The sequence below is a fragment of the Streptomyces populi genome (assembly GCF_002911015.1).
GTDB lineage: Bacteria > Actinomycetota > Actinomycetes > Streptomycetales > Streptomycetaceae > Streptomyces > Streptomyces populi.
The window spans coordinates 23405-34580 of the sequence record NZ_KZ626928.1; the positions used below are offsets into that span (position 1 = coordinate 23405).

The following is an 11176-nucleotide window of genomic DNA, read 5'->3' on the forward strand; positions in this document are numbered from 1 at the left end:
CTACGACCGCGCCAGCAACCGCTCCAGCACCACCGCGATCCCGTCCTCCTCGTTCGAGGACGTCACCTCGTCCGCGACCGCCTTGAGAGCGTCGTGGGCGTTGGCCATGGCCACGCCGTGGGCCGCCCACGCGAACATCGGGAGGTCGTTCGGCATGTCGCCGAAGGCGATGGTGTCGGCGGCCCTGAGGCCCAGGCGCCGGGCCGCCAGGGACAGCCCCGTCGCCTTGGTCAGGCCGAGCGGGAGCAGTTCGACGATCCCCGGACCCGCCATCGTGACGCCGACGAGTCCGCCCGCGACCTCCACGGCCACGGCCGCGAGCTCGTCGTCGGAGAGCGTCGGGTGCTGGACGTACAGCTTGTTCAGAGGGGCCGACCAGAGGTCCGCCGCGTCCCTGAGCGGGGCGACCGGCAGCGCCCCCTCCAGCCTGCGGTAGCCGGGACCCACCAGTACCTCGCCGTCGAGCCCGTCGCGGCTCGCGGCCAGCAGCAGCGGTCCGACCTCCGCCTCGATCTTGGCGAGCGCGAGACCGGCCAGCTGCCGGTCCAGCGTCACCGAGGTGAGCAGCCGGTGCTCCCCCGCGTGGTAGACCTGCGCGCCCTGGCCGCAGACCGCCAGACCCTGGTAGCCGAGTTCGTCGAGGATGTGCCGCGTCCAGGGCACCGCGCGCCCGGTGACGACGATGTGGGCCGCGCCCGCCTCGGTCACCGCGGCGAGCGCGTCGCGCGTGCGCGACGAGACCGTCTCGTCGGGCCGCAGCAGCGTCCCGTCGAGATCGGTCGCGACGAGCTTGTACGGGAACGCCCCGGGCTCCGCGGTCTCCGAGGCTCCCGTCGAACCGGTGGTGCTGGTCACTTGGAGATCGGCTCCAGAACCTCACGGCCGCCCAGGTAGGGACGCAGCAGCTCGGGAACCCGGACCGAGCCGTCGGCGAGCTGGTGGTTCTCCAGGATCGCGACGATGGTGCGGGGGACGGCGCACAGCGTGCCGTTCAGGGTGGCGAGCGGCTGGACCTTCTTGCCGTCGCGCATGCGGACGGAGAGGCGGCGGGCCTGGAAGCCGTCGCAGTTGGAGGCCGAGGTGAGCTCGCGGTACTTGCCCTGGGTCGGGATCCACGCCTCGCAGTCGAACTTGCGGGAGGCCGAGGCCCCCAGGTCGCCGCTGGCCACGTCGATCACCTGGAAGGGCAGTTCGAGGCCGGACAGCCACTGCTTCTCCCACTCGAGGAGCCGCCGGTGCTCGTTCTCCGCGTCCTCCGGGGCGACGTACGAGAACATCTCGACCTTGTCGAACTGGTGCACGCGGAAGATGCCGCGGGTGTCCTTGCCGTAGGTGCCGGCCTCGCGGCGGAAGCACGGCGAGAAACCGGCGTAGCGCATCGGCAGCTTGTCCGCGTCGAGGATCTCGTCCATGTGGTACGCGGCGAGCGGGACCTCGGAGGTGCCGACCAGGTAGTAGTCGTCCTTCTCCAGGTGGTACACGTTCTCCGCGGCCTGGCCGAGGAAGCCGGTGCCCTCCATGGCGCGCGGACGGACCAGGGCAGGGGTCAGCATCGGCGTGAAGCCGGCCTCGGTGGCCTGCGCGATCGCCGCGTTGACGAGGGCGAGCTCCAGGAGCGCGCCGACGCCGGTCAGGTAGTAGAAGCGCGAGCCGGACACCTTGGCGCCGCGCTCGACGTCGATGGCGCCGAGCGCCTCGCCGAGCTCCAGGTGGTCCTTGGGCTCGAAGCCCTCGGCGGCGAAGTCGCGGATGGTCCCGTGCGTCTCCAGGACGACGAAGTCCTCCTCGCCGCCGACCGGGACGTCGGGGTGCACCAGGTTGCCGAGCTGGAGGAGGAGCCGCTTGGTCTCCTCGTCCGCCTCGTTCTGCTCGGCCTCGGCGGTCTTGACGTCGGTCTTGAGCTGCTCGGCCTTCTTCAGCAGCTCGGCGCGCTCGTCCGGGGTGGCCTTGGGGATCAGCTTGCCGAGCGACTTCTGCTCGGAACGCAGCTCGTCGAAGCGGACGCCGGACGACCTGCGCCGCTCGTCGGCGGAGAGGAGGGAGTCGACGAGCGCGACGTCCTCTCCACGGGCGCGCTGGGAGGCGCGAACACGGTCGGGGTCCTCACGGAGCAGGCGAAGGTCAATCACCCCTCAAGGCTACCGGTGCGGGCTTCCGGCCAACGAACCGATATTCCGGAGCGTGAGGGCTGTCACGATATGAGTGAAATGCCGGACCGAATCCCTTGATCGCGGAACGCCGTCAAGGAAAGAGGGCCTACTCCCCGAAACGGGGCAGACGGCACTTGATCGGTTGACTGGATTTCCTTGTGGGGAGCGGGACTTGCGAACCGGGTTGTCCACAGGGGCGAGCTTCCTCGGTCAGTTATCCACAGGCTGTGTGGATGATCTGTGGATGTCGGAATTGATCGTTCCGATCCATCTTCGACGGCCGAGGAATTCCCGGTTCAAACCGTCCGGACACCCACTTTCGGGTGTAAAAGATTCGCCCCATAGGGTTGATCAATGGAAAAGGGTAGACGAAGAGGGGCGCGCGGGGGTGTGGATGGACTTGGGTCGAGTAGCCGATTTGTCGATGATGTAGTGCTTCGTTGTCGACTTGTCCCCAGGTCGAGAAGCGCTCCTGTGGATAACTCTGTGGACGAAGAAAATCGGCAGGTAGGACCGGGGGACAGCGCTCGGACGGATGTGGATCCGCCGGTCAGAACCGGCCGTCGGCGCAGCGCGCCAGCCAGTCCGACGCCGCGGAGAACTCGTCGTCCGACGTTCCGGGCCGCAGCGGCCCCACGTCCTCCGGGGCGACACCTGCCCGCGGGTAGGAACCGAGGAAACGCACCTGCGGACAGATCCGCTTGAGGCCCATCAGCGCCTCGCCCACCCGGCGGTCGGTGATGTGGCCCTCGGCATCCACGGAGAAGCAGTAGTTGCCGATGCCCCGGCCGGTGGGGCGGGATTCGATCCGCATCAGGTTGACGCCGCGCGCGGCGAACTCCTGGAGCAGCTCGAGCAGAGCTCCGGGGTGGTCGTCGCCGAGCCAGATGACCACGGACGTCTTGTCGGCGCCGGTCGGTGCGGCGGGCCGGGCCGGGCGGCCGACCAGCACGAAGCGGGTCTCGGCGTTCGCCGCGTCGTGGATCTCGGTGACCAGCGGTTCGAGGCCGTACGTCGCCGCGGCGAACTCGCCCGCGAAGGCCGCGTCGTAACGGCCCTCCTGCACCAGCCGGGCGCCGTCCGCGTTCGACGCCGCCGACTCCCACACGGCGTCCGGCAGGTGCGCGGCCAGCCAGTTGCGCACCTGGGGCTGGGCGACCGGGTGCCCGGTGACCGTCTTGACGTCCTTCAGCGCCGTGCCGGGCCTGACCAGCAGCGCGAAGGCGATCGGCAGCACGACCTCGCGGTAGATCATCAGCGGGTCGCCCTTGGCCAGCTCGTCGAGGGTGGCGGTGACACCGCCCTCGACGGAGTTCTCGATCGGGACGAGCGCGCCCGCGGCCTGGCCGCCGCGTACCGCGTCGAGCGCGGCCGGGACGGACACCATGGGGACCAGTTCCCGCGTCGCGGCCTCGGGAAGCGTGCGGAGGGCGGCCTCGGTGAACGTACCCTCGGGGCCGAGATAGGTGTAGCGCGTCGCCGACATACCGTCACCCTAATAGGCCTCGCCCGACGCGTCCGACACCCGCGGATCCCCGGAACGGGTCCGGTACGGAGTCCGGTACCGCGGTACGGAAGGCGGTACGGAGCGTCGCGCCGAGTCCGCGCGGAGCCCGGTACCGGGCCGGCACGGGGTCGGGGCCGGTACGGGCCCGGCGCCGGACCACCGTGCGGAGCCTCCCGGAGGAGGGCCGGTCACCCCTCCAGCAACCGCTGCCCCACGTACTCCCCCTCGGCGGCGCCGCCCGGCACCGCGAAGAGCCCGCTCGACTCGTGGCGGATGTACGTCGAGAGCGCGTCGCCGCGGTCGAGTTTGCGCTGGACGGGGACGAAACCGCGCACCGGATCGGCCTGCCAGCACACGAAGAGCAGACCGGCGTCGGGCGCGCCGTCGGCGCCGATGCCGTCGTGGAAGGAGAACGGGCGGCGCAGCATGGCGGCGCCGCCGTTCTGGTCGGGCCGGGTGATGCGGGCGTGCGCGTTGACGGGCACGATCAGGTTGCCGTCGGCGTCGGTCTTGTCCAGGTCCATCGCGGTGGTCTCGGTGCCGCCGCTGAGCGGCGCCCCGTCGGACTTCTTCCGCCCGATGACGTCCTCCTGGGCCTTGCCCGAGAGCTTCTCCCAGTCGTCGAGGAGCATGCGGATACGGCGTACGACGGCGTACGACCCGTTCGCCATCCAGTCAGGGGTGCCGGAGGCGGGGACGAAGATCCGTCCGTCGAAGTCGGGCTCGGACGGCTTCGGATTGCGGGTGCCGTCGATCTGGCCCATCAGGTTGCGGGCGGTCATCGGCTCGGCGGTGGCCCCCGGCGAGCGGTTGAAGCCGTTCATCTGCCAGCGCACCCGCGCGGCGGAACCGGCGTCCTTCTGGATCGCGCGCAGGGCGTGGAAGGCGACGAGGGCGTCGTTCGCTCCGATCTGCACCCACAGATCGCCGTCGCTGCGCGCCTTGTCGAGACGGTCGGAGGAGAAGTCGGGCAGCGGGTCCAGGGCGACGGGGCGCTGCTTCTCCAGGCCCGTGCGCGAGAAGAAGCTGTGACCGAAGCCGAAGGTGACGGTGAGGGAGGACGGGCCGGCGTCCCGCGCGACATCCGTGTCCTCGTGGGCCGCGGTCTCGCCCGCCATCAGCCGCCGGGCGGTCACCGACCAGCGGCGCAGCAGGGCGGCGGCCTCCCTGCGGCCCGAGCCCGCCGTGAGGTCGAAGGCGACGAGGTGGCCGCACGCCTGGAGGGCGGTGGTGATGCCCGGCTGATGTTTCCCGTGAAACATCGCGGTGTCCGCGCCGACGGAGGTCAGCGGGACGGTCCTCACGGGGGCGGGGGCCGCCGCGTATCCCACGGCGGCGCCCGCCGCTCCGAGGGCGAGTCCGGTGGCCCCGGCGGTGCCGAGCAGCCGCCGCCGTGACATGACCCCCGCCAGGGAGTCGCCCGACGGCGGGGTGCCGGGGGACGCCTCGGGGGACGGGGCCTTCCGGGCGGAGGAGGCGGAGGAGGGGGCGGAGGTCCCGGGGGTGGACTGGTCAGCCATGGTCAGGTTCAGCCGATCTGCGCGTTCTTGTTCACGGTGGCCTGGTCGATGTCGGAGGTGCGCACGGTCACCGCGATCTTCCAGTCGCCCGCCAGGGGGATCTGCACTCCGCTCGCGGCCCAGTGTCCGGTGGCGACCCGGTCGGGGGTCACGGGCAGCGGGCCGATGTTCTTCGCGGTGAGGGTGAAGGCGACCTTCACCTCGGGGACGTCGAAGGCCTTGCCGTTCGGCCGGAGCACGAACACGTGCATCTGGTTGCCGCCGACGCGGGCCGGGTCGAGGGTGATCTCCACCGTGCCCTTGCCGTCCTCACCGCCCGTGTCGAACGGCATCTTCAGGGACAGCGGTCCGGAGCGCCGCTCGGCGGACGCGGTGGCCTGCCGGGCCGCCTCCGCGGTGCGTCCCGGCTCGGTGGCCGTCAGCGCGGTCGTGACCGCGAGCAGGACGACCGCGACCCCGGCCTCGGCGAGCACCGAGCGCCTGAGGCCCGAGCGGTGCGGGTCGGCGTCGCGGACCCGCTTGTCACGCGTGGAGTCCAGGGCGGCCTGCTGCCGGGCGAGCTGGGCGGCGCGCCGGGAGCCGGCGGGGACGGTGGCGGGGGTCCTCGCCTCGGAGCGCTGCTGCACGACGACGGCGGAGGCCTCGGGGGCGGTCGTCTCGGTCAGTCGGCCCGTCCAGCGCCGCGAGATCCAGGCGATGCCCACGAGAACGGCCACCAGGCCGATCTTGACGAGCAGCAGCCGTCCGTACGACGTGCCGGTGAGTGCCGACCAGGAGCCGAGCTGCCGCCACGACTGGTAGATCCCGGTCGAGACCAGCACGAGGACGGACCCGAACGCGAGGCGGGAGAACCGGCGTACGGCGCTCGCCTCGATCGGGGTGTCCGCCGGGGCCCGGAACAGGGCCACCACCAGCGTCGACAGACCGCCGAGCCAGACGGCGACGGCCAGCAGGTGCAGGACGTCGACGGGCATCGCGACGCCCGGCTGGAGCCCGGTCGAGGCGTGCTCGGCCATGGCCCAGGTGGCGGCGAGGCCGGCCGCGACGACCGCGCCGCCGACGGCGAGTCCGAAGGTGAGGTCGTTCTTCTCCGCGGCGAGGTGACCGGCCTCGGTGCCCGGGTCCTCGGCGGTCCGGTCCTCGGTGTCCGGGTCCTCGGCGGTCCGGTCCTCGGCGTCCTCGGAGCCGGTGCCGGCTCCCTCGGCCGTCCCGCCGTCACCGGTGTCCGCGCCGGCCGCCCGTTCGTCCTCGTCGCGTCTGGCGTACGCGCCGAAGAGCACCGCGATGAACAGCGCCGCCGCGGCGAGCAGCAGCAGCCTCGACATCAGTGCCGCGCCCGACTTGGTCTGTAGCACCTGACCGAGCAGGGTCAGGTCGAAGATGTCACCGACCTTGCCGGATCCCACGTACGAGCCGCGCAGGAGCAGCAGGGCGAGGGTGGAGGCGGTCAGGGTGAGCCAGCCGCCGACCACGAGCCGTTGTACGGGCCGGATGCCCGAGCCCCGCTGCCAGCAGGCGAGTACGAAGGCGGCGCCGCCGACGAGCAGGATGAATCCCGCGTAGGAGAAATAGCGCGCGGTTCCGTAGAGGAAGCCGACCACGCCGCCGCCCGCCGCCTGTCCGGACAGCACGACGGAAGTCCCCGAGGGGGCGCCGACGGAGAAGGTGAAGGCACCCGAGACGGGGTGGCTGTCCGCCGACACCACCTGGTAGGTGACGGTGTACGTGCCGTCGGGCAGCCCCGGGCGCAGCTTCAGGCCGTAGGTGTCGCCGCCCAGGTCGCTCGCGGCGCCGGCGTCGACCCGCTGTCCCTTGGGGTCCAGCACCTGGAGCGAGTTCCCGTTCAGCGAGACCTGCTCGGAGAAGGTGAGCGAGACCTGGGCGGGTGCCTCGTCGACCACCGATCCCTGCGTCGGGTTGCTCCCGGTCAGCGCGGCGTGCGCGGAGGCGGGCGCGGCGCCCGCCAGGAGCGCTCCGAAGACGGTGAGCAGCAGCAGGAGGGTCCTGAAGCGGGGGGCGATGGTCGATGTCACGATGATGCCTCCCTCAGCGTCCGGTCTTCGGGTCGTAGGTCGCGGGCTTCACCGGCATGGAGATCCTGACCGTGCCGGACTTGGCGAAGTGCAGTTCCACGGACACCTTCTCGCCCTGTCCGGGCTTGTGGGTGAGCTTTCCGAACATGAGGTGGTTGCCGCCGCTGGCGAAGGCCAGGGTGCCCTCGGCGGGCACGGTGAACGACTTCTTCTCCTGCATCGCGCCGTCCACGGTCGCGTGCATCGTCACGTCGTCCGAGAGGTCGCTGGTGACCGAGGTGAGCGTGTCGGCGCCGCCGGAGTTGGTGACGGTGAAGAAGCCCGCCGCCATCGTGTCCATGCTCGGGGCGGGCATGTAGGCGCCGGTGACCTTGAGTTCGGGCGCGGCCGAGGACGACGGGGAGCCGTCCGAGCCGCAGGCCGTGAGGGTTCCCGCGGCGGCCAGGACGAGGGAGCAGGCGGTGAGGAGCCCCGTGTGCCGGCGCGGACGGCGGCTCACGGGTTCTTCCCCTCGGCGATCTCGGGCAGGTCCTTGGTGTAGTCGTCGACGGTGGCGTTCTCGCCGTACAGCACGTAGCCCGCGTCGGTCTTCGGCGAGAAGGCGATGACCTGGGTGCCGTGCACGGAGACGGGCTTGCCGTTCTTGTCCTCGGTCGTCGGCTCGATGCTGATGCCCAGGGTGCGGGCACCGGCCTGGATCGTGTCGAAGTCGCCGGTCAGACCGATGAAGTCGGAGTCGATGCCCTTGAGCCAGGTGCCGAGCGCGGCGGGTGTGTCGCGGGTCGGGTCGGTGGTGACGAACACGACGCGGAGCTTGTCCTGCTCGGCCTTCGGCAACTGCTTCCTGGCGACGGCGATGTTGTTCATCGTCAAAGGGCAGACGTCGGGGCAGTGGGTGTAGCCGAAGTAGACGAGCGTCGGCCTGCCCTTGGTCTCCGCGCGCAGGTCGTACTTCTTGCCGGTCGTGTCGGTGAGCACGAGGTCCGGCTTTTCGAACGGGTTGTCGAGGACCGTCGCGGCCTTGGTGGGACCGGACACGACGGCGGCCGGCTTGGCGCTGTCGTCGCCACCGCCGCAGGCGGAGAGGGTCAGAGCGGCGGCGGCGAACAGGGCGGCCGTCGCGTAGGTCTTCTTGCGCATAGAAAAATGTCCCAGATGTGAGCGCTCCGGTGGGCACCGGGGCCGGGCGGGGCCGAGGGGCCGGGCCCGGGGAGCCGCCGTCCGCGGTTCCCCGGTGCCCACCGGGAGCGTGTGTGTCTCAGTGCCTCAGGCAGGTGCCGGCACCTCAGGCGTTCGTACGCCGCCGCCCGGCCAGGACGCCGTACGCCACGCCCGCCAGGCCGACGACGATGCCGACGACGCCGAGCACGCGCGCGGTGGTGTCGCTGCCGTCCGCGGCGGAGGCGGCCTCGTCGGTGTGCTCGGCGGCCTCCTCGGAGTGCGAGGCGTCCTCCGCGGCGGCGGACCCGTGGTGACCGCCCTCGGTCGCGGCCGAGAGCGCGAGCGTCGGGGCCGGGTGCTCGGGCTCCTCCGCGCCCTCCTTCTGCGGCTCGATCCAGCGCACGACGTCCTTGTCGGAGTACGTCTGGACGGCCTTGAAGACGAGGGAGTCGGTGTCCTCGGGCAGCGCGCCGATGGAGAGCGGGAACTTCTGGAAGAAGCCCGGCTCGATGCCCTTGCCGTCGGCGGTCCAGGTGACCTTGGTGACCGCCTCGCTGATCTTCTCGCCGTGCGCGCTGACCGGCTTGTCCAGCTTGGACTTGGTGACCTTCACGGTCCAGCCGTCGAGCTTCTGGGGCATGACGGAGGCCAGCGGGTGGTCGGCCGGGAGGTTCACCTCGACCTGGGTGGTCGAGGCGTTGTCGCGCTCGTTGGGCACCTTGAAGTTCACGACGGCGTAGCTGCCCTTGGCGGCCACACCCTCGGGCTGCACGCTGACGTGCGCGAACGCGGGGGCGGAGAGGGCGAGAACGGCGGTGGCGGCGACGGTGCCGACGGCGGCGAGACGAGAAGCCTTCATGGAAGGAAACACTCCACTTTCAGTCCGGTGACGAAGGGGACGCGCGTGCGCCTCGGTGTCCCGCGGAAGGGGCGGAACGGCGCCCCGGGAAGACCCGGCGGGCACGCGCGCGTGCGGCACGACCGCGTCCCCTTCGAGAAGGTCCTGGAGCCCGTGGGGTCCGTGGAGTCGAGGACTCCGGGACGGGGCGTTCCGTGGATCTCCGTGAGGCGGCGCGTCGTGTCAGGCGACGAGGGTGAACGCGGTGGAGGCGGGCGGACCGCGCCGGACGACGGTGTGCTGAAGGGCGGTCGTCCGTGGAGCGAGGGGCGCGAGCAGCGCGGTGCGAGGCGTGCGCGTGATCTCGGGCGCCCCGGGAAGTCCCGTGCGCAGGGCGCGCACGAGCGTCAGGGCGGCGCGCAGGGACCGTACGAGCGCCGCTTCGGTGACTCCCTGTGCCGACAGCCGCATGAGCCGCAGGAGGGCCAGGTCCCCGTGGCGCAGCACCCACCCGGCGGCGACGGCCGCGAGCACGTGGCCGAGCAGCATCGGCAGGGAGGGCAGCACCGGCATCGGGGTGCCCGAGGTGCTGGACACGGCGTCGGCGGTATGGCGCATGGACGACGCCATGCCCGTCATCCCCGTGTCGATCCGCGCGTCGGCGAGGATCTTCATGGCCTGCGCGGGGCTGATCGCCGCCGCGGCCGTACCGCACACCAGTCGGGCGGCCCGCTCCACGAGCATGGCGTCGGACATCGGTGTTCCCGGCGCCATCGGGCCCATGGACCCGGTGGCCGCCGTACGGGTCCCCGGACCGAGTCCGAAGAGCGTGTGCAGCGCCGTCTGGCCGAGCGCGAGGAGCACCACGATGCCCGGCAGCGTGCGTTCGCGGCCCGCCAGTGCCGTGGCGACGGCGAAGACCGCGAGGAATCCGGCGCCCAGTGTCCACAGGGGGACCGTGGCGCAGGAGGCGATCCCGTGACCGGCCGCGGCCAGCACGACGCAGACCGCGGCGAACACCGCGGCCCTCAAGATCCGGAGACCTGCTCCGGAGCGCGCCGAACGCTGGTGGGGGGCAGTCATGGCGGGCTCATCATCGCACTGGGCCCGCACGTCCCGTACGGCAGGTCCGATTGACGGCTTGTGACCGGTCCGTCCGCCGTGCGGGGGACGGCCGGACGGCCGTCGTCCGGCGGACGGATCGCTCTCGCATACACCGCCCCCGCGCACGGGCGCGTCGGCCGTATGGGCGGCATCACGTCGCGTATGCGATTGCGCACGGGTGGTTGCGGCAATACGTAACGGTATGTCGAGCCGCGGCCGGGAGGCTGGAGCATGAGCATCTGGTGGTCACTCCATCTGCGGCGCGAGGCTGCGAGTGTTCCGCTCGCCAGACGCCTGTTGCTCGGCACGATGGAGAGCGCGGGTGTCGACCCGGACATCTCGTACGACCTCTCGATCGCTCTCACCGAGGCCTGCGCCAACGCCGTCGAGCACGGCGGGGACGACGTGCACGACCCTTCCTGCGAGGCCTACCGGGTGACGGCCTATCTCGACGGTGACCAGTGCCGCATCGAAGTCACCGACTTCGGCCCGGGGTTCCCGGCCGGGAGCGTCCGCGCGCCGCTGCGCCAGGCCGGCGAGGACGCGGAGCACGGCCGGGGGCTGTGTCTGATCCGCGAGCTCGCCGACCACGTCCACATCGCCAACAGGCCGGGGCACGGCGGTGCGGTGGTGAGCTTCGACAAGATCCTCAAGTGGAAGACGGTCCCCTCGCTGCTGCCGGCCTGACGCGCCGGACGGCGGGCGGGTCCGGCCGCGCCGGAAACCGCAGGACCGCCCTGCCGCACGCCCCGTCGCGCGCCCGGCGGCACGCCCAGGCTCCCCCGGCTCTCTCCCCGGTCCCCCCGCGTTCCACAGGCCGGTGACAGCGTGCGCCCAGGTTCTTGAGAGCCGACGCGTCTAGG

Annotated in this window: 10 protein-coding genes; 1 reads left to right on the forward strand and 9 read right to left on the reverse strand. The window is 71.7% G+C overall.

What is annotated here, in order from left to right:
• The 9 genes from CW362_RS32130 to CW362_RS32170 all read right to left on the reverse strand — a co-directional run bounded on the left by CW362_RS32130 (window position 1) and on the right by CW362_RS32170 (window position 10292).
• Window positions 1–855 (reverse strand): HAD family hydrolase, encoded by an 855-nt coding sequence (locus CW362_RS32130; protein ID WP_103553119.1) that lies wholly within the window; start codon window positions 853–855, stop codon window positions 1–3.
• The gene (gene serS / locus CW362_RS32135; protein ID WP_103553120.1) at window positions 852–2129 is read right to left on the reverse strand and encodes a serine--tRNA ligase; all 1278 of its coding nucleotides are present in this window, start codon (window positions 2127–2129) and stop codon (window positions 852–854) included. Before serS ends, CW362_RS32130 begins: the two co-directional genes overlap by 4 nt.
• A gap of 571 nt (window positions 2130–2700) precedes the next feature.
• Complete coding sequence (pheA, locus tag CW362_RS32140) at window positions 2701–3636, reverse strand: prephenate dehydratase (protein WP_103553121.1); 936 nt, start codon at window positions 3634–3636, stop codon at window positions 2701–2703.
• A gap of 209 nt (window positions 3637–3845) precedes the next feature.
• A complete protein-coding gene (gene efeB / locus CW362_RS32145; RefSeq protein WP_103553122.1) occupies window positions 3846–5177 on the reverse strand; it encodes an iron uptake transporter deferrochelatase/peroxidase subunit in 1332 nt (443 codons plus the stop codon).
• Between the two features lie 8 nt (window positions 5178–5185).
• The gene (locus CW362_RS32150; protein WP_103553123.1) at window positions 5186–7210 is read right to left on the reverse strand and encodes a copper resistance CopC/CopD family protein; all 2025 of its coding nucleotides are present in this window, start codon (window positions 7208–7210) and stop codon (window positions 5186–5188) included.
• A 13-nt stretch (window positions 7211–7223) separates the two neighbouring features.
• Entirely contained in the window at window positions 7224–7709 is a 486-nt protein-coding gene (locus CW362_RS32155; protein ID WP_206301112.1) for a copper chaperone PCu(A)C, read from the reverse strand.
• Entirely contained in the window at window positions 7706–8350 is a 645-nt protein-coding gene (locus tag CW362_RS32160) for an SCO family protein (RefSeq protein ID WP_103553124.1), read from the reverse strand. The genes CW362_RS32155 and CW362_RS32160 overlap by 4 nt, the downstream gene beginning before the upstream one ends.
• Before the next feature lie 145 nt (window positions 8351–8495).
• Window positions 8496–9230 (reverse strand): YcnI family copper-binding membrane protein, encoded by a 735-nt coding sequence (locus tag CW362_RS32165; protein ID WP_103553125.1) that lies wholly within the window; start codon window positions 9228–9230, stop codon window positions 8496–8498.
• A gap of 222 nt (window positions 9231–9452) precedes the next feature.
• Window positions 9453–10292 (reverse strand): hypothetical protein, encoded by an 840-nt coding sequence (locus tag CW362_RS32170; RefSeq protein WP_103553126.1) that lies wholly within the window; start codon window positions 10290–10292, stop codon window positions 9453–9455.
• Between the two features lie 252 nt (window positions 10293–10544).
• Between CW362_RS32170 and CW362_RS32175 the strand changes: the two genes are divergently transcribed.
• The gene (locus CW362_RS32175; RefSeq protein WP_103553127.1) at window positions 10545–11000 is read left to right on the forward strand and encodes an ATP-binding protein; all 456 of its coding nucleotides are present in this window, start codon (window positions 10545–10547) and stop codon (window positions 10998–11000) included.
• Window positions 11001–11176: the final 176 nt, after the last annotated feature.

What these genes read in the sequence shown, in the direction of transcription:
- pheA (WP_103553121.1), bottom strand. Translation starts at nt 3,636, where the DNA reads ATGTCGGCGACGCGCTACACCTATCTCGGCCCCGAGGGTACGTTCACC.
- efeB (WP_103553122.1), bottom strand. Translation starts at nt 5,177, where the DNA reads ATGGCTGACCAGTCCACCCCCGGGACCTCCGCCCCCTCCTCCGCCTCC.
- CW362_RS32160 (WP_103553124.1), bottom strand. Translation starts at nt 8,350, where the DNA reads ATGCGCAAGAAGACCTACGCGACGGCCGCCCTGTTCGCCGCCGCCGCT.
- CW362_RS32175 (WP_103553127.1), top strand. Translation starts at nt 10,545, where the DNA reads ATGAGCATCTGGTGGTCACTCCATCTGCGGCGCGAGGCTGCGAGTGTT.
- CW362_RS32165 (WP_103553125.1), bottom strand. Translation starts at nt 9,230, where the DNA reads ATGAAGGCTTCTCGTCTCGCCGCCGTCGGCACCGTCGCCGCCACCGCC.
- CW362_RS32170 (WP_103553126.1), bottom strand. Translation starts at nt 10,292, where the DNA reads ATGACTGCCCCCCACCAGCGTTCGGCGCGCTCCGGAGCAGGTCTCCGG.